The organism is Cupriavidus taiwanensis (genome assembly GCF_900250075.1).
Lineage (GTDB): Bacteria > Pseudomonadota > Gammaproteobacteria > Burkholderiales > Burkholderiaceae > Cupriavidus > Cupriavidus taiwanensis_C.
The window spans coordinates 2,155,841-2,179,867 of sequence record NZ_LT977071.1 but is presented as its reverse complement, the minus strand read 5'-3'; the positions used below and the strand labels follow the sequence as shown (position 1 = coordinate 2,179,867).

Annotated in this window: 22 protein-coding genes; 10 read left to right on the top strand and 12 right to left on the bottom strand. The window is 67.7% G+C overall.

The features are described from left to right. Window positions 1-25: 25 nt before the first annotated feature. Together CBM2588_RS26165 and hppD are read right to left on the bottom strand one after the other, a co-directional pair. Window positions 26-1,420, bottom strand: coding sequence for an amino acid permease (locus CBM2588_RS26165; protein ID WP_115683173.1), 1,395 nt, complete (start codon window positions 1,418-1,420; stop codon window positions 26-28). Window positions 1,421-1,602: 182 nt separating this feature from the next. Beyond that, a complete protein-coding gene (hppD, locus tag CBM2588_RS26160; RefSeq protein ID WP_018007493.1) occupies window positions 1,603-2,682 on the bottom strand; it encodes a 4-hydroxyphenylpyruvate dioxygenase in 1,080 nt (359 codons plus the stop codon). 237 nt (window positions 2,683-2,919) lie between these two features. Between hppD and CBM2588_RS26155 the strand changes: the two genes are divergently transcribed. Further along, on the top strand, window positions 2,920-3,393 hold the full coding sequence (locus tag CBM2588_RS26155) for an Lrp/AsnC family transcriptional regulator (protein WP_115683172.1): 474 nt from the start codon (window positions 2,920-2,922) through the stop codon (window positions 3,391-3,393). 10 nt (window positions 3,394-3,403) lie between these two features. Here the strand turns inward: CBM2588_RS26155 and CBM2588_RS26150 are convergent, their stop codons facing one another. Beyond that, complete coding sequence (locus tag CBM2588_RS26150) at window positions 3,404-5,362, bottom strand: PAS domain-containing sensor histidine kinase (protein WP_231942278.1); 1,959 nt, start codon at window positions 5,360-5,362, stop codon at window positions 3,404-3,406. A 497-nt stretch (window positions 5,363-5,859) separates the two neighbouring features. On the opposite strand from CBM2588_RS26150, the gene CBM2588_RS26145 reads away from it, so the two are divergent. From CBM2588_RS26145 to CBM2588_RS26135, 3 genes are all read left to right on the top strand, one after another. Next, complete coding sequence (locus CBM2588_RS26145) at window positions 5,860-6,483, top strand: response regulator transcription factor (protein ID WP_062804161.1); 624 nt, start codon at window positions 5,860-5,862, stop codon at window positions 6,481-6,483. Between the two features lies 1 nt (window position 6,484). After that, window positions 6,485-7,216: an Hpt domain-containing protein gene (locus CBM2588_RS26140; RefSeq protein WP_231942277.1), complete on the top strand. Its 732-nt coding sequence runs from the start codon at window positions 6,485-6,487 to the stop codon at window positions 7,214-7,216. 192 nt (window positions 7,217-7,408) lie between these two features. After that, a complete protein-coding gene (locus CBM2588_RS26135; protein WP_115683170.1) occupies window positions 7,409-7,915 on the top strand; it encodes a hypothetical protein in 507 nt (168 codons plus the stop codon). 29 nt (window positions 7,916-7,944) lie between these two features. On the opposite strand, the gene CBM2588_RS26130 is transcribed toward CBM2588_RS26135, so the two are convergent. From CBM2588_RS26130 to CBM2588_RS26120, 3 genes are all read right to left on the bottom strand, one after another. Next, on the bottom strand, window positions 7,945-8,544 hold the full coding sequence (locus CBM2588_RS26130; RefSeq protein WP_115683169.1) for a TetR/AcrR family transcriptional regulator: 600 nt from the start codon (window positions 8,542-8,544) through the stop codon (window positions 7,945-7,947). A gap of 117 nt (window positions 8,545-8,661) precedes the next feature. Beyond that, on the bottom strand, window positions 8,662-9,564 hold the full coding sequence (locus CBM2588_RS26125) for a patatin-like phospholipase family protein (RefSeq protein WP_115683168.1): 903 nt from the start codon (window positions 9,562-9,564) through the stop codon (window positions 8,662-8,664). 196 nt (window positions 9,565-9,760) lie between these two features. Then, window positions 9,761-10,492, bottom strand: coding sequence for a YceH family protein (locus CBM2588_RS26120; protein ID WP_115683167.1), 732 nt, complete (start codon window positions 10,490-10,492; stop codon window positions 9,761-9,763). Window positions 10,493-10,697: 205 nt separating this feature from the next. Here CBM2588_RS26120 and CBM2588_RS26115 point away from each other — a divergent pair, with 205 nt between their 5' ends. Next, entirely contained in the window at window positions 10,698-12,434 is a 1,737-nt protein-coding gene (locus tag CBM2588_RS26115) for an FAD-dependent oxidoreductase (protein WP_115683166.1), read from the top strand. 13 nt (window positions 12,435-12,447) lie between these two features. On the opposite strand, the gene ada is transcribed toward CBM2588_RS26115, so the two are convergent. Then, the gene (gene ada, locus CBM2588_RS26110) at window positions 12,448-13,527 is read right to left on the bottom strand and encodes a bifunctional DNA-binding transcriptional regulator/O6-methylguanine-DNA methyltransferase Ada (protein ID WP_115683165.1); all 1,080 of its coding nucleotides are present in this window, start codon (window positions 13,525-13,527) and stop codon (window positions 12,448-12,450) included. Between the two features lie 7 nt (window positions 13,528-13,534). After that, complete coding sequence (locus CBM2588_RS26105) at window positions 13,535-14,341, bottom strand: 2OG-Fe(II) oxygenase (protein ID WP_231942276.1); 807 nt, start codon at window positions 14,339-14,341, stop codon at window positions 13,535-13,537. 193 nt (window positions 14,342-14,534) lie between these two features. Here CBM2588_RS26105 and CBM2588_RS26100 point away from each other — a divergent pair, with 193 nt between their 5' ends. Further along, complete coding sequence (locus tag CBM2588_RS26100; RefSeq protein WP_115683164.1) at window positions 14,535-15,014, top strand: nuclear transport factor 2 family protein; 480 nt, start codon at window positions 14,535-14,537, stop codon at window positions 15,012-15,014. A gap of 53 nt (window positions 15,015-15,067) precedes the next feature. Here the strand turns inward: CBM2588_RS26100 and CBM2588_RS26095 are convergent, their stop codons facing one another. Then, window positions 15,068-16,789: a dipeptidase gene (locus tag CBM2588_RS26095; RefSeq protein ID WP_231942275.1), complete on the bottom strand. Its 1,722-nt coding sequence runs from the start codon at window positions 16,787-16,789 to the stop codon at window positions 15,068-15,070. 306 nt (window positions 16,790-17,095) lie between these two features. Between CBM2588_RS26095 and CBM2588_RS26090 the strand changes: the two genes are divergently transcribed. From CBM2588_RS26090 to CBM2588_RS26080, 3 genes are all read left to right on the top strand, one after another. Further along, the gene (locus tag CBM2588_RS26090) at window positions 17,096-17,827 is read left to right on the top strand and encodes a glutathione peroxidase (protein ID WP_111520353.1); all 732 of its coding nucleotides are present in this window, start codon (window positions 17,096-17,098) and stop codon (window positions 17,825-17,827) included. Window positions 17,828-17,984: 157 nt separating this feature from the next. Then, window positions 17,985-19,376, top strand: a complete 1,392-nt coding sequence (locus CBM2588_RS26085) for a dihydrolipoyl dehydrogenase (RefSeq protein ID WP_115683162.1) — start codon at window positions 17,985-17,987, stop codon at window positions 19,374-19,376. Between the two features lie 113 nt (window positions 19,377-19,489). Continuing rightward, a complete protein-coding gene (locus tag CBM2588_RS26080) occupies window positions 19,490-20,038 on the top strand; it encodes a TetR/AcrR family transcriptional regulator (protein WP_115683161.1) in 549 nt (182 codons plus the stop codon). A gap of 15 nt (window positions 20,039-20,053) precedes the next feature. Here CBM2588_RS26080 and CBM2588_RS26075 read toward each other — a convergent pair whose 3' ends face one another. Next, window positions 20,054-20,329, bottom strand: a complete 276-nt coding sequence (locus CBM2588_RS26075) for a BrnA antitoxin family protein (RefSeq protein WP_306437259.1) — start codon at window positions 20,327-20,329, stop codon at window positions 20,054-20,056. Beyond that, the gene (locus tag CBM2588_RS31510; RefSeq protein WP_306437253.1) at window positions 20,244-20,645 is read right to left on the bottom strand and encodes a BrnT family toxin; all 402 of its coding nucleotides are present in this window, start codon (window positions 20,643-20,645) and stop codon (window positions 20,244-20,246) included. The genes CBM2588_RS26075 and CBM2588_RS31510 overlap by 86 nt, the downstream gene beginning before the upstream one ends. A gap of 258 nt (window positions 20,646-20,903) precedes the next feature. Between CBM2588_RS31510 and CBM2588_RS26065 the strand changes: the two genes are divergently transcribed. Next, on the top strand, window positions 20,904-23,114 hold the full coding sequence (locus tag CBM2588_RS26065; protein WP_115683159.1) for a TonB-dependent siderophore receptor: 2,211 nt from the start codon (window positions 20,904-20,906) through the stop codon (window positions 23,112-23,114). A 157-nt stretch (window positions 23,115-23,271) separates the two neighbouring features. Here CBM2588_RS26065 and CBM2588_RS26060 read toward each other — a convergent pair whose 3' ends face one another. Continuing rightward, on the bottom strand, window positions 23,272-23,946 hold the full coding sequence (locus CBM2588_RS26060; protein ID WP_115683158.1) for an SOS response-associated peptidase: 675 nt from the start codon (window positions 23,944-23,946) through the stop codon (window positions 23,272-23,274). Between the last annotated feature and the right edge of the window lie 81 nt (window positions 23,947-24,027).

Genomic DNA, 24,027 nt, shown 5'->3' with positions numbered 1-24,027 from the left:
GGCGCCAGCCTGGCTGGGGGGGCGGTCAGCGCAGTTGCTGCGCGGCCACACCGGCTTGCAGCGCGGCGCCGGCCTTCTTCTGGCGCACCAGGTAGCTCACGCCGAGCACCACCAGCCACACCGGGATCAGGTACACCGAGAGGCGCAGGCCTTCGGTCAGGTACATCACCACCAGGATGCCGGCCAGGAACACCAGGCACAGGTAGTTGGTCAGCGGATAGCCCCAGCTCTGGAACGCCGTGGCCTGGCCGGCCTTGCGCTTGTCGGCGCGGAACTTCAGGTGGATCAGGCTGATCATGGCCCAGTTGATGATCAGCGCCGACACCACCAGCCCCATCAGCAGCTCGAAGGCCTTGCCCGGCATGAAGTAGTTGATCACCACGCAGGCGGCGGTGGCCACCGCCGAGAAAGCCAGTGCCGTCAGCGGGATGCCGCGCTGGTTGACCTTGAGCAGTGCCTTGGGTGCATTACCCTGCTTGGCCAGGCCGTAAAGCATGCGGCTGTTGCAGTACACGCCGCTGTTGTAGACCGACAGCGCCGCGGTCAGCACCACCACGTTCAGCACGTTGGCCACCCAGTTGCTGTTGAGCGCGTGGAAGATCAGCACGAACGGGCTGCCGCCGGTGACCACGTTCTCCCACGGGTACAGCGACAGCAGCACCGCCAGCGCGCCCACGTAGAAGATCAGGATGCGGTAGATCACCTGGTTGGTGGCCTTGGGGATGGTCTTCTCGGGCGAATCCGCCTCGGCCGCGGTGATGCCCACCAGCTCCAGGCCGCCGAACGAGAACATGATCACCGCCATGGCCATCACCAGGCCGCCCATGCCGTTGGGGAAGAAGCCGCCGTGCTGCCACAGGTTGGCCACGCTGGCCTGCGGGCCGGCATTGCCGGACATCAGCAGGTAGCCGCCGAAGCCGATCATGCCGATGATCGCCGCGACCTTGATGATCGAGAACCAGAATTCCATCTCGCCGAAGGACTTCACGCTGGCCAGGTTGATCGCGTTGATGATGACGAAGAACGCCAGCGCCGAGACCCAGGTGGGAATCTCCGGCCACCAGTACTGCACGTAGATGCCGACCGCGGAGAGTTCGGCCATGCTCACCAGGATATACAGCACCCAGTAGTTCCACCCCGACAGGAAGCCGGCGAAGTGGCCGCAGTACTTGTCGGCAAAGTAGCTGAACGAACCGGCGACGGGCTCGTCCACCACCATCTCGCCGAGCTGGCGCATGATGAAGAAGGCGACGATGCCGGCGATCGCATAGCCCAGCAGGACCGAGGGTCCCGCCATCTTGATGGTCTGGGCGATGCCCAGGAAAAGTCCGGTGCCGATGGCGCCACCCAGGGCGATCAGCTGGATGTGCCGGTTCTTCAGCCCGCGCTTGAGCGAGCCGTCATTGTTGCTGGAATGCATGCAGTGTGTCCTCTACCCATTCTCATGGAATGCGGGCCCGCGTCTCTGGCTATTGTCGGAGTCGGACGCTTGGGCCTGGGGGTCGTCGCCGCGCGCGCGGCAGGGTGTCTGCCGCGCGGGGCGTGCGCGTTGCCGGACCGGCGCGCCGACGAAGGCGGCCGGTCAGTGCTGGCCGATGCCGGTCAGGCCTCGACCTTGAGCGTGCCGCGTTCGATCTGGTCGCGTTCCAGCGACTCGAACAGTGCCTTGAAGTTGCCTTCGCCGAAGCCTTCGTCGCCCTGGCGCTGGATGAACTCGAAGAACACCGGGCCGAGCGCGGTCTTGGAGAAGATCTGCAGCAGCAGACGGGGCTTGCCGCCTTCGGTGGTGCCGTCCAGCAGGATGCCGCGCGACTTCAGTTGCTCGACGGGCTGGCCGTGGCCGGGCAGGCGGGTGTCGAGCGCCTCGTAGTAGTAGTCGTTCGGCGCGGTCATCAGCGGCACGCCGGCCAGTTGCAGGCGGTCGATGACCTCGATCAGGTTGTCGGTCAGGAAGGCGATGTGCTGGATGCCTTCGCCGTTGAAGGCCATCAGGAACTCTTCGATCTGTCCGGCGCCCTTGGACGATTCCTCGTTCAGCGGAATGCGGATTTTACCATCCGGCGCGGTCATGGCCTTGGAGGCCAGGCCGGTGTATTCGCCCTGGATGTCGAAGTAGCGGATTTCGCGGAAGTTGAACAGCTTTTCGTAGAAGTTGGCCCAATAGGCCATGCGGCCACGGTAGACGTTGTGGGTCAGGTGGTCGATCAGCTTGAGGCCGTGGCCGACCGGGTGGCGGTCGACGCCCTCGATGAACTCGAAGTCGATGTCATAGATGGACTTGCCTTCCTCGAAGCGGTCGATCAGGTACAGCGGCGCGCCGCCGATGCCCTTGATCGCCGGCAGGCGCAGCTCCATCGGGCCGGTCGGGATCTCGACCGGCTGCGCGCCTAGCGCCAGCGCGCGGGCATAGGCCTTGTGCGAATCCTTGACGCGGAAAGCCATGCCGCAGGCGCTGGGGCCGTGCTCGGCGGCAAAGTAGGCGGCGTGGCTGTGCGGTTCGCGATTGACGATGAAGTTCACTTCGCCCTGGCGGTAGAGCACCACGTCCTTGGAACGGTGCTTTGCCACCAGCGTGAAGCCCATCTGCTCGAACAGCGGCTCAAGCAGGTTGGGGGTGGGCGAGGCGAATTCCACGAATTCGAAGCCCATCAGCTGCATCGGATTGTCAAACAGGTCGGCCATGGCTTTCTCGGTAAGAACGTAGGGGCGGGAAATAATATTGTGGCTTCAGCACTTGCTTGCGCAGTCGCGCCGGGGCCAGCCGGCTCGGCACCGGACCCCTGTCTGCAGGGGTTTGCGGTGCGCTTGCTTGGGATGCAGTGTATATTCGGGGCGGCAAAATTGGATTTCGTAAAACAGGCAGGGAAACCCTAGATTATGAAATCCGATTTCCTGAACCCGTAAGATGAGGAAACCAAAGTGCAATCAATCGAGCTGGACCGCACCGATCGCCGCTTGCTCGGGGTGCTGCAGGAGCACGGGCGGGCATCCAACCTGGAACTGGCCGAGGCCATCGCGCTGTCGCCGGCGCAGACCTTGCGGCGCCACCGCCGGCTGGAAGAGGCCGGGCTGGTCAAGCGCTACGAGGCGCGGCTGGACGCCGCGGCGCTGGGCTTCGGCGTGGTGGCCTTTATCCATGTGACGATGGAGCGGGGCCATATCCGCGACCTGTCCAACTTCAAGCGGCTGGTGGCGGAACTGGCGCAGATCCAGGAGTGCTTCTCGGTGACGGGCGATATCGACTACGTGCTGAAGGTGGTCGCCCGCGACCTGAAATCGCTGTCGGATTTCCTGCTGGATACGCTGATGCGCATTCCGGGCGTCAGCGGCGTGAAGTCGAGCGTGTGCCTGGACGAGATCAAGTGCACCAGCGCGGTGCCGATGGAGTCCTGAAGCGGACCGGTCAGTCCTCGGGCAGATCGATGCGGTCGCACTGCACGTTCATCGCGCGGCAGACCGCACACCACGATGCTCGCACGCCGGGGGCGGCTTCGTCGCGGGAACTGTCCTCGCTCACCATGCCGGCAGACGGCGCCAGGTCTTGCCCCGGGCCGGGGCCGGCTGGTTCCGGCTGCCGCGTCCTGGACGGCGGCGGCGGCCGGCCGCCGCGCGCCTGCGACACGGCGGCATCCAGGGCCTGCAGGCCCACCGGCTTGACCACCACCGCGTTCATGCCCGCGTCCAGGGCCGCGGCGTGGTCGCTGGCGGCGGCACTGGCGGTGCAGCCGACGATGGGCACGCGGTGGTTGGCGTCGCCGCGGGCCCGCACCGCGCGCGTGAAGGCGAGGCCGTCCATCACCGGCATGGCGCAGTCGCAAATGATCACGTCGAATTTGTCGCGGTCCAGCGCGGCCAGCGCTTCGCAGCCATCGCATGCCGTGCTGACGCGGTGGCCCAGGTGTTCCAGCTGGCGTTGCAGCAGCAGGCGATTGGGGGCGTGGTCATCGATGACCAGGATGCAGGCGCCGCGCCGCGGACAACCCGCCACGGGCAATGGCGGCGCCGGCTCGGCCGGCTGCGGTGCGCTGGCGATTTGCAGCGGCAGCGACACCAGCACGCGCGTGCCCCGGCCCGGCTGGCTGGTGAGCGTGATGCCGCCGCCCATGGCAGTGGCCAGGCGCCGGCAGATGGCCAGTCCCAGCCCGGTGCCGCCGGCATGGGTGCGCGCGCAGCCATGCACCTGCTCGAACGGCTGGAACAGCCGGACCTGGGCTTCGAAGGGAATGCCGACACCGCTGTCGGAGACCGTCAGCATGACGTGCTGGACGCCGTCGCAGGGCGCCTGCGCGTCCAGGCGGACGTGGACCGTGCCGCTGTCGGTGAAGCGCACCGCATTGGACACCAGGTTGGCCAGGATCTGCCGGAAGCGCAGCGCGTCGACCTGATGCAGCGGCGCCAGCGCGGCGCTGACGCCGCTGGTCAGGGGCAAGCCCTTTTGCGCGGCCACGGGCCCGAAGATCAGCAGGGTATCGTCGACCAGCCCTGACAGCGACGCTGGCGCCGGGTGGATGCTGAACTTGCCGGCCTCCAGCTTGGACAGGTCGAGGAGGTCATCGATCAGCGCCAGCAGCCCCAGTGCCGACTTGTGCGCGGTGACCAGCTGCAGCCGCTGCTCGTCCGGCAACTGGCATTGCGCCAGCGTCAGCTCGAGCATGCCGGTGATGGCATTCATCGGCGTGCGGATCTCGTGGCTGACCGACGCCAGGAACGCGGACTTGGTGCGGTTGGCGGCTTCCGCCTCGGTCTTGGCCTGGGCCAGCTCGGCCAGCATCTGGTGGCGCTCGGTCAGGTCGACGCAGCCGCCGGCCAGGCCCTTGATGGAGCCGTCGGCGCCGCGCAGCGGGGTCAGCCAGTTCAGTACGTGCAGCGTGCGGTCGCCCAGGTGCAGGCACCGGTCCGCGTGCAGCGGTGCGCCGCCTTCGACGACCTGGCGGTAGTCGCGAGCCAGCTCGGCCATATCGGTGGCAAGGGGGTGTGCCGACAGCACGGCGTCCAGCGGCTGTCCCAGCAGGCTGCCGCGCGTGGCGCCAAGCAGTTCCTCATAGCTGCGGTTGCAGGCGATGAGCCGCAACGCCGCGTCGCGCAGGTAGACCGGCTGCGGAATGCCGTCAAGCAGCGCGGTCTGGATGGCAACGCAGTCTTGCAGGGCGGTTTCGGCGGCACGGCGTCGGCGCACCTCGCGGTACAGCGCGATGATCCACGCCAGCAGGCATGGCGTGAGGACGCAGAGCACCCCGGTGGACCAGCCCAGCAGGTGCGCATGCGAATGCGCCGCTGGCGCGGACGCCGGCACGGTCGCCGCCAGCGCCGCGGTCAGCGCGCCATGCCACAGGCCGATGGCCATGGCCATGGCCATGGCCATGGCGCACGCGAGTCGCCGCGCACGCGCGCTGCGGCCGGCCCTTGCCGGGGCCGGGGCGGGTTGGGTGGAATCGACAGCAGCACGAAGCGGGCGCGTGGTGACGGGTGGCGAAGCAGAAGGGAGCGGACGGAGCGGCAAGCGGGTCGGCGAGGTCGGTGAAGTGTTTTCACTCTAGGGGCGCTGGCCCGCCATCTCATTAGGACGAATCTGAAATTGATACGGAAATTTCGAAATCGCGGGCACTTTGCCGTCGGCTGCGCCACATATAGAACACAATCTGGGCCCGCTTGCGGCGCGATGGGAAGCATGTCGGCGGCACTGCAATGCCAGCACGTTTGCGGTGCATCACATGAACGGCAACGCCGCTATGGCAGGCGCGGCCTTTCGGAAGAAACCACCCGTGCCTCGGAAATTTCTGGTTTCGAAAGGCGCAAAGGCTTAGCACAATGATGTGCCGCGGTCGCGCGGAAAACGCGATGTTTGCAACGGAGTACAGCTTGACCACAATCCTGATCGTCGATGACCACCCGCCCGTGCGTGCCGTACTCAAGACGCACTTTTCCCAGGTGCTGGGCATCACCCACGTGCTCGAGGCGGACAATGGCCAGGCGGCCATCGAGATCGTGCGGCAATACATGCCCGACGTGGTCATCCTGGACCTGGATATTCCCAAGATCAACGGGCTGGACGTGATTCCGCGCCTCAAGGCCAGCCATCCCACGGTGCGAATCCTGGTGATCTCGGGCCAGGACCAGAACGCCTTCGCCCCCCGCGCGCGCCATGCCGGCGCCCATGGCTTTGTCAGCAAGACGCAGGAGCTGGCCGAAATCGTGCGGTGCACGGAGTCGGTGCTGGCGGGCTATACGGTGATGCCGGAGATCGACCACGGCAAATCCGGGCTGGCCGACGAAGCCGAACGGCTGGCCTCGCTGTCGGACAAGGAACTGGTGGTCATGCAGATGCTGGCCAAGGGCATGTCGAACAAGGAAATCGGGCAGGTTTTGTTTATTTCCAACAAGACCGTCAGCACGCACAAGACCCGGGTGATGGAAAAACTGGGGGCAAAATCGATTGTCGATGTCATCGATTTTGCGCGGCGCCACCATATTGCGGTGGGATAGCGTGGACGCGGCCGAAGCGCAGTCCGGCCCCAGAGCCTTGCTCCTTGCACCCCCCGGCGACCCGGGCCGGCTCGCGGATACCGCCCGGATCCTGCATGACCTCGGCTTTGTGGTGCGGATCGACGTGGGCGCGCCAGAGGCGGATATGGCCGCCGATGTCGAACTGGTGATGGCGAGCGCGGCTGCCGGGGTGCCTTCGTCGCTGATGCATGCATGGCGCGTCCGCGGCGCGGTTTGCGCCGTGGTGTTGCCGCCGGGCGCGGTACCGGCGGCTGGCGCAGACGCCGGCGTGGCCACTCTGGCCGCGCCGGTCACCGAAGCGACCTTGCTCGCCATGCTGGCCGGCCAGCACTACGTGGCGCTGTCCCCGCGCGAGGGCGCCGGCATCGCCGGGGCCATTGCCGCGCAGACCTTCGGCAACCCGGCATTCGCCAGGGAACTGCTGCATGCGCTGGTGACCTCGACCCGCGATGACCTGGCGCAACTGCGCCGGGCCGGGCCGGACCTCGAGGCGGTGCGGGGCGTAGCGCACCGGCTCAAGGCCTCCGCCCACTATGTCGGTTGCCATGCGCTGCGGCTGACGGCGCAGCGGCTCGAGCATGCCGCCCGCGACGGCGATGCAGGCATGGCCACGGTGCTGGCAGCGATCGTGGCGCCAACGGCGGCACGGCTGCTCGCGCTGCTGGCCAGTCTGCCTCCCGCAGGTCATTCCGATAACGCCCCGCAAAAATAGCACAGCGGGAATACACCGAATTGGCGCGATCCCGGCGCTTGATTATTCTGGTGGCTTGAATGGAAATAAGGCGTGCATTATTGATTATCGGGAATAAATCCCGCCGATTGATTTTGTTCGGGACTGGAATGCCGGATGCTGGCTGGCCCTTGCCGGCCGTGGCTTCAGGCATTTACGGGGAGGAGGGCAGGGATGGCCCATATCATGGCGTCAATGCCGGATTCGGCGGTCTATTTCCACCTGGCCGCGATGGCGCTGCTGTTGCTGGGACTGGCCGCGTTCCGCGCGGTGGCTTATGTCATGGCATCGCCGCATGGGCGCCCGGCGCGTGCCCGGCGCATGCTGCTGGTCAGCGCCGGCCGCGTGCTGGCGGTCGGCGCGATCTGGACCGCCATCGTCTACGGCCACGGCGTTACCGAGCGGGCCGGCGCGCACAACTGCCGCCGGGTGCCGATGGTAGATGCCGCGGCCCGCTACGCCGCCGAATACTGCTACCTGGGCGGCGAGCGGATCCTGCTGCGGATCTACGGCGCCGAACGCGACCGGGTGCTGGCCCATCGCACCTTCACCAGTACCGGGCCGGTGCGGCTCAGCTGGGACGGGCACGCCGTGGTGTTCGATCCGGCCGCGCCGGGCCGCAAGGGCAGGCTGGCCTTGCCGCCCGCGCTGCACGACCGGCTGCTGGCGCGGCTGCCTTGAGCGTGCAGGCCAGCGTGCAAGTCGGCACGCTAGCGCGGCTGGGCCTGCATCCGGGCCAGCACCGCGTCCAGGCCGTCGGGCCGTGGCAGCTGCGCGATCAGCCAGCGCACGGCCTCGGACAGTTGCTGCGCATCGTAGTCCGGCGCGAAGCTGTGCAGGGTGGCGCCGTGCAGGAAACAGCGCAGTGCCAGCCATTCCGGCTGTGGCGGTGCGTCCGGCGGCTGGCCGAACAGCCGCTGCGGCACCGCCGCCAGCGGTTCGTGCACGGCGCGGGCAAGACGGATGTCGCCGCGCGTTGCCATCCACACCTCCAGAATCGCCAGCGAGGCATGCCGTTGCGGCCGGTGTGCCAGCACATGCAGCATCAGGTGCAGGCGCAGTGACGGGCCCAGCGGCCCGAGCGCAGCCAGGCGCTCGGCTTCGCGCTCGAGCAGCAACTTCAGCATGGCCGGCAGCAGGTCGTAGCGCCCTTCCGGAAAGTGGTGGCGCAGCGAGCCGCGGCTGGTGCCCGCCAGCTCGCACACGCGCGCTTCGGCAAAGGCCGCGTAGCCTTGCTCGATGAGCAGGGTCGCGGCGGCTTCGAGCAGGGACTGGCGGGTACTGGCGCTGCGTTCGGCTTGGCTGGGCATGGGCCGGATTGTAGCAACGGCGCGGGGGGCGGCTTGCCATCCCCCCGGTACTTCGGCGCTTCGATCCATCCGGCAGTGCAGGCCGGTGCAGTGGAGTCGCGGCCGTGAGCCCGCGCTTCAGTGCGGTGCTGCCGCCGGAATGTCGGCACTGCAGCTCGGTGCCGTCTCGTCATGCGAATGCGGGGCGAGCGCGCCGGGGATGCGTGGAGTGTCGAGGCCCTTGGCGCGCAGCCACTCGGCCGTGGTGGCTGCAGCGCGGTCGATCAGTTCGCCGCAGCGTGAGTAGTCGTAGGGCGAGATGTCGAGCGGGCACAGCGGCGGAACCACGCTGATCTGCGCCTGGCTGGAGAAGTGCTGCAGGTCGTGCACCAGCTGGCGCGCCACCAGCAGCGAGAGCGCGTTGAACGCATGCTCCAGCGCGCCGCGCGGCGGACGGCGCTCGGCGCAGGTAAAGCCCGCCGGCAGCACGATCACGCGGGTGGCGCCCAGGCGAATCGCGGTCGACACCGGCGTATTGTTGGCCACGCCGCCGTCGATCAGGGTACGGCCCCCGAACTGCACCGGCGGAAAGACGCCGGGGATGGCGGCGCTGGCCAGCACCGCGTCGACGATGCTGCCACTGGACAGCACCACCTCGTCGCCGCTCTGCATGTCGGTCGCCACCACGTGCAGCGGCAGTTCGGCGGCCTCAAGGTTGCGCGGCCCGAAATGCCGTGACAGCAGGCTGCGCAAACCCGTCGCCTCCACGAGATGGCCGCGGCTGCCGCCGAACATGTTCCAGACACTGCGCCAACTCCACGGCAGGATGTCCGTGCGCCGGATCGCCCGCCAGAGCTCCTCGAGCCGCTGCGCGCCGTTCAGGCCCGGGTTGCAGGCAAAGTAGGCGCCGTTGATGGCGCCGGCCGAAGCGCCGATCACGATATCCGGCCTCACGCCCCAGGCCGCCAGTTCACGCAGCATCCCGACCTGGATCGCACCCAGGCTTCCGCCGCCGGCGAATACGAAGGCTGTCTTGTCCATGGCTGCGGCGGTCTCCCTGGCTTGTCGGCTTCCTGTGCAAAAGGATAGGCGACGTACAGGCCATCCGACAGTTCGGCCTGCCACCGCGGCGGGCGCGTTCTTTTTTGTGGAATAGCGCAATTAACCGCCCCAACCCGTAAGCCTGGGCCAGCAAGGGAGGGGGCAGAGCTTCTGGTGGGAAGGCGGGTGCCCGGGATCAGCCGAGAAACTCTTCCGCAGAGATGCCAAGCTGCGCGGCCATATGTTCGACCAGGCCCTGCAGCCTTGCCACTTTTTCGGTGAGGGCCTGCTGCTCGGCGCGCAGCTGTTCCAGCTCCGCCGACGGTGCGGCGTCGCCGTCGGCGCCACGCCCGCTGTCTTCGGCCGCCGCGGCGGCGCTGGCTTCGCCGCTCAGCAGATGCATCCAGCGGTTTTCGCGGGCGCCGGGGGCACGCGGCAGGCGCACCACGCGCGGCGGCGCCTGGCTGGCCAGCTCGTCGAGGAAGGCCTCGACCGAGGAAATGTCGGCAAAGCTGTGCAGGCGCGCGGTATTCAGGCGCAGTTCCGCGGCCGTCTGCGGGCCGCGCAGCAGCAGCATCGCCAGCAGCGCGACCGACTGGCTCGGCACGCCGAGCGCCCGCTGCATGTTGTGCTCGAAGCGCGGCACGCGGCTGCTGCTGCCTTCGAAGACCAGGCTCAGGCCCTTGAGGCCGTCGATGGCCTCAAGGATCTCGGCCTCGCTGACGTTCATCACCGGCGCGCGCGCAGTCTTCTGGTTGCAGCCGGAAGCCAGCGCGTTGAGCGACAGCGGGTAGGTATCGGGTACGGTGTGCTGCTTTTCGACCAGCACACCCAGCACGCGTCCTTCGACTGGCGTGAGGGCGCGCAATGCCGCGCGCGCGGGACGGTCGTTGGACGGGGTCGGATCGGATTCAGGGGTGGATGGCATCAAGTCTTCAGTGTTCTGACAGTGGCGGCGCCGGTACAGGCTTGCCGGAGCGCCGAGGCGAACATTAATCCCAAGCCGGCGCAATGCGCAACTGTCGGCGCCCAGGGCCTCGCATTCCCCGTCGTGCCGTCTACTATCGATAAGCCGCGCCGCGGCAGCCGGGATATGGGCGATCCGGCAGGTACCGATGTCATCAGGGGGCAGCATGACGAACTTGCAGGCGCAGGCAGTGGCGGCCGAAACGGAGCCGGGCGCGGAAACCGGTGGCGGCCTGGAGGCACCGTACTCCACGCTGGAATCACGCTGGCACCAGATGTTCCCGCAGCTCACTGCCGACGAGATGGCGCGCGTGCGTCGTTTCGGCACGCCGCAGAGCTGGCACGCGGGCGAGAAGCTGTTTGCCATCGGCCAGTCCGGGCGCGGTATGTATCTGGTCACAAGCGGCCGCGTGCGCGTGATGCGGCGCGACGGCCTGGGACGCGAACACCAGATCACCGAGCAGGGCGCCGGGCACTTCCTGGCCGAGGTCGGCACCCTGGCCGGCCGCCCGGCGCTGGTCGACGGCGTCGCCGTCACCGAGACCCACGGCTACGTGATCATGCCGGACCGGCTGCGTGCGCTGCTGGTGGCCGAGGCCGAACTGGGCGAGCGCATCATGCGCGCGCTGATCCTGCGCCGCGTGGGGCTGATCGAGTTCGGCAGCGGCCCGGTGCTGGTTGGCCACGGCACCGAGCCGCAGCTGCTGGCGCTGCAGGCGTTCCTGCGGCGCAACGGCTACCCGCATACGGTCATCGATATCGACGCCGACCGCGACTGTTCCCTCTTGCTCGACTACGCCCACGCGCCCGCGAGCGACTTTCCGCTGGTGATCTGCGCCGACGGCCGCGTGCTGCGCGCCCCGGACGAGGGGCAACTGGCGTCGTGCCTCGGCCTGCTGCCTGAGTTCGACCCCGACCACGTCTATGACGTGGTGGTGGTCGGCGCCGGGCCGGCGGGGCTGGCGACGGCGGTCTATGCCGCCTCCGAAGGCCTGTCGGTGGCGGTGATCGATTGCCGCTCGCCGGGCGGGCAGGCGGGCGCGAGCGCGCGCATCGAGAACTACCTGGGCTTCCCGACCGGCATCTCCGGACAGGCGCTGGCCGGGCGCGCGTTCGTGCAGGCGCTCAAGTTCGGCGCGCACATCGCGATTCCGCTTGAGGTCAAAGCACTGCACTGCGGCGCCGACCCGATACGACTGGAGCTGACCGACGGCCGCATGGTGCCGACCCATACCGTGGTGATCGCCACCGGCGCGCAGTACCGCCGCCCCGACATCGCCGCGCTCGAGCATTTCGAAGGCCGGGGGGTCTACTACTGGGCCTCTCCGGTGGAGGCCAAGCTGTGCAAGAACGAGCCGGCGATGCTGGTGGGCGGCGGCAATTCGGCCGGGCAGGCGGCGGTGTTCCTGGCTTCGCATGCGGCCCACGTGCATATGCTGGTGCGCGGCCCGGGCCTGGCCGCCACCATGTCGCGCTACCTGATCGACCGCATTGCTGCGCTGCCCAATATCACGCTGCATACCCAAGCACAGATCAGCGCGCTCGACGGCGACGGCTGGCTCAGCGCGGTGCACTACGATTGCCGCGCCGAGCATCCCGCGCCGGTCACCATGGCGGTGCGGCACCTGTTCCTGTTCATCGGCGCCGACCCGAATGCGGCGTGGCTGCGCACCTGCCATGTCGAGGTCGATGACAAGGGCTTCGTGCGCACCGGCGGCGGCTCGCTGGGCTGCGCGTCGGCGGTGCCGTATCCGCTGCAGACCAGCGTGCCGGGGGTGTTCGCCATCGGCGACGTGCGGGCGGGATCGACCAAGCGCGTTGCCGCCGCGGTTGGCGAAGGCGCGGCGGTGGTGGCGCAGATCCACGATTACCTGGCAAAGATCCAGGCGCCCGCTATGGGCTGAGCGGCGCGCGGCTTCAGCCCTGCGCCTCGCGCTCCAGCAGTTCGCGCTTGCGCGCCACGCCCCAGCGATAGCCCGACAGGTCGCCGTCGCTGCGCACCACGCGATGGCAGGGAATCGCCACCGCCAGGTGGTTGGCCGCGCAGGCCTGCGCCACCGCGCGCACCGCGCGCGGCGCGCCGATGCGGGCCGCGATCTCGGCGTAGCTGGCGGTGCTGCCGGCCGGGATTTCACGCAACGCTTGCCATACGCGCTGCTGGAAGGCGGTGCCGCGCACGTCCAGCGGCAGTGCCAGGCCGATCGAAGGTGCTTCGATCAGGCCCACCACCTGCGCCACCAACTGCTCGAACTGCGCGTCGCCGCCGATCAGGTTGGCACGCGGGAAGCGGTCCTGCAGGTCTTGCAGCAGCGCTTGCGGATCGTCGCCCAGCAGGATCGCGCAGACGCCGCGCTGGCTCTGCGCCACCAGGATCGCGCCCAGCGAGCATTCCCCGATGGCAAAGCGGATATCGATGTCGGCGCCGCCGGCGCGGTAGCGCGATGGGGTCATGCCGAGCACGGCGTCGGCGGTCTCGTAGAAGCGGCTGTTGGAGCCGAACCCGGCGTCGTAGATGGCTTCGGTCACGGAGTCGCTTGAGCCCAGTTGCGCGCGCAGTTTCCTGGCCCGATGCGCGGCAGCGTACGCCCGCGGGGTCAGGCCGGTGGCGCTCTTGAACAGGCGGTGGAAGTGATAGGGGCTGATGCCCGCGGCGCTGGCCAACTGCGGCAGCGTGGGCACGGCGTCGGCGGCCTCGATCCGGCGGCAGGCCTCGGCCACCATGGCCGCGTGCCGTGCCGCCAGCGCCGGCTGCGCGGCACGGCGGCTGGGCCGGTAGCCGGCGGCTTCGGCCGCGGCGGCGTTGTCGAAGAATTCGACATTGGCCGGATGCGGCAGGCGCGACGGGCTGCTCGGCAGGCAATACACGCCCGTGGTCCTGACCGCATAGACGAAGTCGCCGTCGGCGCCGGGGTCGCGCGCCAGCACGCGCGCCCAGCGCGGATCCTGTTCGACCAGGGCCGCTTCGGCTGCTTGTGCGGAACGGATGGATCGGGTCATGGCTGCCTCACGTAGCGTCGTGAAAGATGATGCCGAGCGTGTAGCGCTGTCCGGCATGCAGCCGGCTGACGCCATGCCGCAGGTTGACGCGATAGCTGCCGCGGCTGCCCTGCACCGGTCGCTGGCTGACCGCGAACACCACGGCATCGCCCTGGCGCAGCGTCACCACCTCGGCGCGCGACTGCATGCGCGGGCGCTGCTCGGTCAGCACGAACTCGCCGCCGGTGAAGTCGCGGCCGGGCTCGGAAAGCAGCACCGCCACCTGCAGCGGGAACACGTGCTCGCCGTACAGGTCCTGGTGCAGGCAGTTGTAGTCGCCCGGGCCGTAGCGCAGCAGCAAGGGCGTCGGCCGCGACTGGCCGGCGTGGTGACAGCGGGCGATGAAGTCCGGGTGCGCGGCGGGGTAGCGGACGTCGATGCCCATGGCGGCATTCCAGCGGTTGGCCACCGGCACCAGGTGCGGGTAGAGCGCCGTGCGCAGTCCCGCGACCAGGCCGGGCAGGGGATAGCGGAAGTACTTGTATTCGCCCTGGCCGAAGCCGTGCCGGCGCATTTCGATTCGCGAGCGGTACAGCGCATCGTTGCCATAGCCGGCGGCCAGCGCGTCGCATTCGTCGGCGGACAAGAGGCCGGGGATGGCGGCGCAGCCGAAGTCATCGAGCTCGCGCGCGACCGCGGCCCAGTCGACGCGGTCGACCCGGGTCGCCACGGACGCGTCATGCCGCCGCCCGACAGCCGCGCCACGTGGCTGCGGAACCCGCCGGCGCGGCCCGGCGACTGCCATTTCGGGGCGCTGAATCTGGCTGGTGCCCACTGCGAATCTCCTGTCCTGTGCTTGCATGGTGCCAACTTTAGGGCGAGCCGGTGCGTGGCGCACTCCGCCTCTTGCTTTCAAATTCTCTCGCCATCCTGCCTTGACAAGACAGATCTGTCTACCAATAATGAGACAGATCTGTATCATCCCGTGGTTCTTCTCAGTTCAATGCCAGTCCCTTAAAGGAGCTTTCATGTCCTCACCATCTGAAATCCGCCCGCCGCTGCCCCCGTTTACCTACGAAACCGCCATGGCCAAGGTCCGCGCCGCCGAGGACGGCTGGAACAGCCGCGACCCGCAACGCGTGGCGCTGGCCTATACCGTCGACAGCGCATGGCGCAACCGCGCCGAGTTCGTCAACGGCCGCGCTGATATCGTCGCGTTCCTGCAGCGCAAATGGCAGAAGGAGCTGGACTACCGCCTGATCAAGGAGCTATGGGTGCACGAGGAGAACCGCATCGCCGTGCGTTTTGCCTATGAATGGCACGACGATTCCGGCAACTGGTACCGGTCATATGGCAACGAGAACTGGGAATTCGATGAGGCGGGGCTGATGCGCAGGCGCTTTGCCTGCATCAACGATGCGCCGATCCGGTCAGAGGACCGCAAGTTCCACTGGCCGCTGGGCCGCCGCCCGGACGGGCATCCGGGCTTGAGCGAGCTGGGGCTGTAATGAATCTTGCCCCTGTCCCGCGCGCGGGACAGGGGCAAAAATGAAAGGCCGGCTTACTGCATCTTGTCCAGGTTGCCGATCCGCACCAGCATCTCGGTGAACATCTGCATATCGAGATTGAGGTCGGCCACTTCCTTGTACTCGCGCGCGTTGTGCGCGGTGTATTTCTTGCCCGGCATGGCCGGCCCGAAGTTGATGGCGTTGGGCATCAGCTTGGCGGTGGTGCTGCCGGCGGTGGAGACCGGCTTGGCTTCGAGCCCGGTGGTGTCGCCAAAGATGTTCAGCAGCGTGGACAGCCACGCGCCCTTCGGATCGCGCGCCATCCAGTTGCCCTGGTCGTACTTGATCTCGACCGGCCCATGGGTGGCGGCCCAGCCGAAGATGCGCTTGGTGATCTTGCCGCCCAGCTCGTCCGGCGTGCGCCCGCGCGGCATGCGCACGTTGGTGACCACATCGACGTATTCGCCGCGCTCGCGCACCAGCGTGGGCGACATGGTCAGCGGGCCCATGAACGGATCGCGGTAGGCAACGTCCATGCGGTTGCCCAGGTAGTCCAGGCCGTACAGGTCGTTCAGGTAGCGGACCGCGTTCAGGTAGTGGTTTTCGGCAAAGCGCACGCCGCTGGCCTGCAGGAACAGCGCCAGCCGCGGCAGCGGGTTCACGCCTTCTTCGGGCCGCGAGCCGTGCGCCGAGGCGCCGGTGACCTTGACCTCGACATCGTTGCCGGCGCGCTTGACCTCGATCGAGAACTTGCCGCGCGGCGTGTAGCGGCGCACGAACTCGGCGCGCGCCTGTTCCAGCGCGGCGGCCACCGCGGCAGGATCGCCGGCGGCGATGCGCGCGGTGGCGGTTTCGGGAATGGCGTTGGCCGAGGCCGCGCCGCGCATCGCGACGATCGCCGGGCCCTTGCTGTCGGCCTGGCTGGGCGCGCGCTTGTCGTCGGCCGCCTTGATGCCGAACGAGACGGTCAGCGTGCCCGCGCCTTTCTCGGCCACGACGGCCGGATACTTGCTGTCGAGCACGACGTTGTACTCGGGCAGCGTAGTGTGCTGGCGGTAGTACTTCATGCCGTCGCCACCGGTTTCCTCGGTGGTCTCGATCATCAGCCGGATGCTGCGCTCGAGCGGCACGCCGCTTTCCTTGACGGTCTTCATCGCGTACAGCACCGCCGCGATCGAGCCCTTGTCGTCGATGGTGCCGCGCCCGTACAGCAGGTCGCCGATGCGCGTCATGCGGAACGGGTCAAGCCTGGTGCCGTCATCCAGCACCCATTCCTCGGCCACTGCCGGCACCACGTCGGCGTGGGTCAGGATGCCGAAGGTGTCCTTGCCGCCGCCGGGCAGGGTCACCTCGAACACGCGGTTGTCGACATTGCGATAGGCCAGCCCGAACTCGCGCGCCATGCCCTCGATCATCCTGCCGAACTCGATGATGGCGGGATTCTCGTGCTGGGCGATCTTTTCCTCGCGCACGGTGCGCAGCGCCACCATCTTGCCGAGCAAGTCGATGGCCGCGGCCTCGTTGCGCAGCCGGTTGTAGACCCCTAGCAGCCGGGCGACATTGACCAGGTTGTCGCCCGACAGCGGCGCCTTCGACTGCCACGCCGCCACCGCGGGCGCGACCGTCGGCTCGGCCTTGGCCGCCGCCGCCATGAAGGCAGGCAGGTCGGCCTGGGCCGCCTTGGCCGCGGCCGCGCTGTTGCCGGTCAGGGCTTCCAGCGCCGGCTTCTTCAGCGTCTCGGCGTGCGCGGGAAGGGCCAGCGCAAGCGACAGCATGAGCAGGGATGCCCACCGGTGGCGGTACGGCAGGCGGCAAGGTCGGGTCATTGCGAAGAAGGGAATCGGAGGAGATGCCGCATGATAGGGCACTCCCCGGGGTTTTCCCGAAAAAATATGCTTTTTCGTCCGCGCGGGCCAGACGGCTTCCGGGCCGATAGGCGGTGCCTATGCCCTAATCATAGTCTTTGGCAATCATCGCTGTTGATACGATGAATTGTACAAATCACTTCCCGGTCTCCAGAATGGGGCCTTCGCTGCAACCCGCAGCTGAAACCAACCCGATCCAGAACCAGGAGTGAACTGATGCTGCAATCCCGCGAAGGCCAACGCGTTCCCAATGTCGCTTTCCGTGTGCGTGAAGACAACGAGTGGAAGACCGTCACCACCGGCGAGCTGTTCGACGGCAAGACCGTGGTGGTGTTCTCGCTGCCGGGCGCCTTCACCCCGACCTGTTCCTCGACCCACCTGCCGCGCTACAACGAACTGGCCCCCGTCTTCGCCAGGCATGGCGTCGACGACATCCTGTGCGTGTCGGTGAACGACACCTTCGTGATGAACGAATGGGCCAAGGACCAGGAGTCCGCAAACATCACCATGATCCCCGACGGCAACGGTGAATTCACCGAAGGCATGGGCATGCTGGTGGACAAGGCCGACCTGGGCTTCGGCAAGCGCAGCTGGCGCTACGCGATGCTGGTCAAGGACGGCGTGGTGCAGAAGATGTTCATCGAGCCGGAGGAGCCGGGCGACCCGTTCAAGGTGTCCGATGCGGACACCATGCTGGCCCACATCGCCCCGGGCGCGCGCAAGCCTGACCAGGTGGTGGTGTTCTCCAAGGTCGGTTGCTCGTTCTGCGCCAAGGCCAAGCAGCTGCTCGACGACAACGGCTTCGACTACGTCGACGTGCCGCTCGACAACAAGGTGCGCGGCAAGGTACTGGGTGCCGTGTCGGGCGAGATGACCGCGCCGCAGGTCTTTATCAACGGCAAGCTGATCGGCGGCGCCGAAGCGCTGCAGCAGTACCTGGCCGCCTGAGCTGCAATCAGCTGATTCCCATTCTTGCCCCGAGCCACGGGGCCGGCAGTCGCCGGACCCGATTGCGCCGCCTTGCCCGCGAATCCGCCCCGGGCGGCGCCATCCAGCCCGCTGATTGACCCAGCCTGACGCTTCAGAACACAAAGGAACCACCGCCATGACCACCATCCAGACCGACGTCGCCGTGATCGGCGCAGGCACCGCCGGCCTTGCCGCCTACCGCGCCGCGATTGCGGCCGGCAAGCGCGCCGTGATCATCGAAGGCGGCCCCTACGGCACCACCTGTGCCCGCGTGGGCTGCATGCCCTCCAAGCTGCTGATCGCCGCCGCCGAGGCCGCGCATGAACTGCGCCACACCGCGCCGTTCGGCGTGCATGTCGACGGCCAGATCCGCGTCGATGGCCGCGAGGTGATGGCGCGCGTGCGCAGCGAGCGCGACCGCTTTGTCGGCTTCGTGGTGCGCGGCATGGAGAGCATCGCGCCGGCCGACCGCATTCGGGGCTATGCCCGCTTTATCGACACCACCACGCTGGAGGTGGATGGGCACACCACCGTGCGCGCCAGCCGCGTGGTCATCGCCACGGGTTCCACGCCGGTGCTGCCGGCGCCGTTCAAGGTGTTCGGCGACCGCCTGATCGTCAATGACGATGTGTTCTCGTGGCAGGACCTGCCCGGCAGCGTGGTGGTGTTCGGCCCCGGCGTGATCGGGCTGGAGCTGGGCCAGGCGCTGTCGCGGCTGGGGGTGCGGGTGCGCGTGTTCGGCGTCAGCGGCTCGCTCGGGCCGCTGACCGACCCGGTGATCCGCGCCGACGCGGCGCGCAACTTCAACCAGGAGTTCTACCTCGATCCTGACGCGCAGGTGACCGACATGGGCCGCGACGGCGACCAGGTGGTGGTGACCTACCTCGACCGCGAAGGCCGCAGCGTGACCGAGCGCTTCGACTACGCGCTGGCAGCCACCGGACGCGCGCCCAATGTGCGCGGCCTGGCCCTGGAGAACACCGGCCTGGCGCTGGATGCGCGCGGCGTGCCGCTGTTCGACGCGCACACGCTCCAGTGCGGCAACGCGCCGGTCTTTATCGCCGGCGATGCCAACAACATCCTGCCGCTGCTGCATGAGGCCGCGGACGAGGGCAAGGCCGCCGGCGAGAACGCCGCCAGCTATCCGCAGGTGAAGCCGCTGGCGCGTCGCGCGCCGATCGCGGTGGTGTTCACCGACCCGCAGATCGCGATGGTCGGTCAGCGCTATGCGGACCTGGCCGAGGGCAGCTTCGTCACCGGTGAGGTGAGCTTTGAAGACCAGGGCCGCAGCCGCGTCATGCTGAAGAACCGGGGGCTGATGCACGTCTATGCCGACCAGGCCACGGGCCGCTTCCTGGGCGCCGAATGGACCGGCCCGCGCGCCGAGAATATCGCCCACCTGCTGGCATGGTCGTACCAGCAGGGGCTGACCATCGCGCAGATGCTGACCATGCCGTTCTACCACCCGGTGGTGGAAGAGGGCTTGCGCACGGCGCTGCGCGATGCGGCCGCCCAGCTGGAAGGCTGATCGCGGCCATTGCTAGACAGGTCTGTCTGTCATAGTATCGAAGCACAGGCCCGGGGCGGGGCTTAGCGCAGCCCCGGGCGCTTCTCCTGTTCTTGCTACCCCGCTTGCATCACATGGCCACGCCTTCCGCCCGCGACCGCATTCTCGACACCGCCGCCCGCCTGTTCTACCAGGAGGGCTACCGCGCCACCGGCATCGACCGGATCATTGCCGAATCCGGCGTCGCCAAGATGTCGCTCTACCGGCATTTCGCCTCCAAGAACGCGCTGATCGCGGCGTTCCTGGCGCGCCGGCATGACGAGTGGATGGCGTGGTTCCGCCAGGACGTGGAAGCCCGCCTTGCCGAGCGGCCCCGCCTTGACGTGATCGCCGACGCGCTGGCCGACTGGTTCGGCCGCGACTTCCGCGGCTGCGCTTTCATCAACGTGGTGGCCGAGGCCGGCGGCGACGCCGAGGCGCAGCAGCAGGCGGCGGCCCACAAGGCCGACCTCGAGGCGTTCGTCGCCGACCTCGCGGCGCGCCTCGGCCTGCGCGCGCCACAGGCGGTGGCGGCGGAGGCGATGCTGTGCATCGAGGGCATGATCGTGCGCTACCAGATGCAGCCGGACAGCGCGGTGATCGAGGCGGGCAGGCGGTTCCTTGGCCGTTTGCAGGGCGAATGACGGGATCGTCCGGCACTAGCGCCGGGGCAGCATCCGGCGCGCCGCCGCATAGTCGCGCAGGGCCTCATTCATCAGTGTTTGCCAGCCGCTGCCGGTTGCCTTGTAGGCGGCCAGCACGTCGGGATCGATGCGCAGCGTCTGATTGACCTTGCGCTCGCCGGCCGGTTTGGCAGGCCTGCCGCGACGTTTAGCCAGTGCATCGGCTTTATCGTTGCCGAGCAGTTCCCGTGCCGGGCGCAACTTCCCGAACTGCTCTGTCGGCACGGACGTCGCATCGGGGTCTTGCGCAATCCCTTGCGAGATGGCGGCGTCTTCTTCCGGGGTGGGGCGGATGAGGTCTGGTTTCCTGTTCATAGTCTCGCAGCTCTCTTGAATTGGCTTTACGCAGGCTGATTGCCCAGAGTGTGTCGCCATGCATCGTGAATACCAGGCAATACAGGCGCGTACCAATCGGTCCATAGGCGATGTAACGGGCTTCGCCGTACGGCTTGCGGTCATCGATTTTCAGGAGGGCGTTATCGAAGTCAGTCAACCCTGCAGCGGCCAGTGACAACCCGTGATGACGTTGGTTGATGGCGTCCTTTGCCAAGTCAAACTCGATTTCCATTCGGATTTACTGTAGCAGCAGAAAATAAGGCGAGCAATATTTTTATGCTACAGCGTAAAAATGCGTGGCTGACATCGTACAAAGCGGAAAATCGGTCACCCGGACAAAGAATCCCACGAAAAGTGCGGATCATATGTCTCGTGTCTGACACATTCAGCTACAATTCTGATGTAATCACGAATCATTCCTATTCGTAATTCAGAATTTTCCACTTGTGATGCCGCTTGGCGGCACCGCCACAATTTGACCCCCTGAGTGATGTCTCTGCACCCGAACCGTCGGGCGAAGCCGCGCTTTGCCCGCTCCGCGCTTGTCACCCCATGCCGTCTTTCCCTGACCACCCTCGTGCTGAGCCTGCAGGCCGGCGGCGTGTTTGCGCAGTCCGGCGAAAGCCCTGTGCCTGCCGCGCCGGCGGCCGCAGCCGCGGCGGAACTGCCGGCGGTCACGGTGCGCGCCAGCAGCGAGGATGAAAGCGCCACCGGCCCGGTCCATGGCTTTGTGGCGAAACGCAGCGCCACCGCCACCAAGACCGACACGCCGGTGATGGAGACGCCCCAGTCGATCACCGTCATCACGCGCGACCGCATGGAAGCGCAGGGTGCGCAGACCGTGCAGCAGGCCATCGGCTACAGCGCCGGGGTCTATGCCGGCCCGTTCGGCAATGACGCGCGCGGTGATTGGGGCAAGTTCCGAGGCACGGACTTCACGCAGTATCGCGATGGCTTGCTGAACCAGGTCGGCTTCTACAACAACGTGCGTCCCGACGTATACGCCCTGGAGCGCATCGATGTGCTGCGCGGGCCGTCGTCGATGCTGTTCGGCCAGGGCGCGGTCGGCGGCATCCTGAACCTGGTCAGCAAGCGTCCGCAGGCGGAAGCGGCGCGCGAGATCGGGGTGCAGTTCGGCAACTACAACCGCAAGCAGGTGCAGGCGGACGTGACCGGCCCGCTCGATGCGGACGGCAAGTGGTTGTACCGACTGGTGGCGCTGGCGCGCGACAGCGACACGCAGGTCGACTACGTGCAGGACAACCGCTACCTGCTCGCGCCGTCGCTGACATGGCGGCCGACCCAGGACACCTCGCTGACGCTGCTGGCCAACTTCCAGCGCGACGTGAGCGGGACTTCGGTCGGATTCTTCCCGTGGCGCGGCACGCTGTACCCGAACCCGGGCGGGCAGATTCCCGACCACCTGTTCATCAGCGAACCCGGCTTTGACCGCTACACCGCTGAGCAGCAGTCGGTCGGCTACGAATTCCAGCACAAGTTCAACGACACTGTGACGGTGCGGCAGAACCTGCGCTACTCGCACAGTTCGGTGGACTACCGCAGCATCTACGCGCGATTCAACGATGCAAATCGCGGCTGGGTGCCGGGCAGCAACACGCTGATGAACCGCACCGTCTACGTGAATCAGCCGACGCTGAATTCGTTCGCGGTCGACACGCAGGCACAGACCAACTTCCGCACCGGCCCGATCCAGCACACGCTGCTGACGGGCGTTGACTACCAGCACGCTGAAATCACGGGGACCACCGGCGTGGGCGGTTCCGCCGCGCCGCTCGATGTGTTCAACCCGGTCTACGGCAATTTCACGCCGCCGGGCACGCGCTCGCTGAGCCCTGCCACGCAGGCGCAAACCGGCCTGTACGTGCAGGACCAGCTGGCCTGGAACAAGTGGCTGCTGATGCTGGGGCTGCGCTATGACTGGTCGCGCGCCGCGCAGGACAACACGCCGTCGGCCAGCCGCGACGACAGCGAACTGACCAAGCGCGCCGGCCTGATGTACCGCTCGGACATCGGCCTGAACCCGTACGTCAGCTACTCCGAGTCGTTCCAGGGGCTGGCCGGCTTCAACAAGGCCAACCAGGCCTTCAAGCCGCTGCGCGGCTCGCAATGGGAGGCGGGCATCAAGTACCAGCCGCCCGGCAAGAACGCGACGCTGACCATCGCGGCATTCGACATGCGCGAGAAGAACCGCAAGACCGCCGGCGTGGTCAACGGCATTCCGGATTCGGTGCAGGTGGGCGAAGCACGCACGCGCGGCATCGAGGTGGAGGCCCTGGCTTCGCTGACGAACCGGCTGGACCTGATCGCGACCTACACCTACCTGGATGCGCGCGTGATCGACGGCACCCCGGCCGAGGTCGGCAAGAAGCTGGCGAGCACGCCGTCGAACATGGCGTCGTTGTGGGCCAACTATCGCTTCAAGCTGTTCGGGATCCCGGGCTTCGTGGCGGGCGGCGGCTTGCGCTACGTCGGGCCCAGCTATGACGGCAACGACCAGAACCGCGTTGGCGGCGTGACGCTGTACGACGCCATGATCGCCTATGACCACGGCCCGCTGCGGGTCGCGCTGAACGCCAACAACCTGTTCGACAAGCAGTTCCTGACCACCTGCCTCGCCCGCGGCGACTGCTATTTCGGCGCGCGCCGCACGGTGGTGGGCACGGTCACCTATCGCTTCTGAGCCGGACCGGCGCAAAGAATCGAGCCCCCGGCCGGGGTGGTCGGGGGCCCGATCAGCAATCAGACGCCCGTCGGCGTCCAGCAACGAGTGTAGTCGGGAAAATCGCCATGACAAGGGCAGCGGCGGATCGAGCCTTGCCGCCGCCGCGCCGGTCGCGCTAATCCGCGTCGGGAATGGGCGCTCCCTGCACTTTGGGCGCCGGCTCGGCGTGCAGGGCATCGGCGGGCAACAGCCGCAGGAAGGTACGCGCGATCTCGGGGTCCCGGCACGCCAGCCAGTCGTCCCACTGTGCGCGCGGCACGATGACCACGGCGCGCTTCTCGTCGCCCGGCTTGTGGAAGCGCTGCAGCAGCGGGTGCTGCGCCGAATTGACCGTCAGCATGGTGAAGGACAGCGCCTGGTCCGGCCAGCCGCGCCACAGCCCGGCAATGCCGAAGGCCGGCTCGCCGGGCAGCCACACGCGCCAGCGCACCGGCTTGCCCGGCGCGGCACCGTCCGCCACATTATCGGGGTACGCAAACTCGTAGAACGCCGTGGCCGGTATCAGGCAGAGCTGGCCCTGGCGCCAGTAGCGGGCAAAGGCGGGGCGCTCGCCCACGGTTTCGCTGCGGGCATTGGTGGTGTCGTAACGCCGTGCGCCGGGTGGAATGCGCGCGCGCGGCACCATGCCGAACGCGGCCAGGTCGGCGCTGCGCGCACCGCCGTCATCGGCACGCACGATCGGCGCCGCATAGTCGGGGTAGGTCTCGGCCTTGTACACGCCCGCGGGTGGCTCCACGCCGAAGATCTCCCGCAGGATGCGGCGCTGGACCGGGGCATAGTTGGTGCACATGCGCTGTCTCCCGTAGGTGATGCCCGTATCGTGTGGGGCCGGCGGCGCCGCGTCAAGCGCGCCTGGGCGCGCCGTTGATGC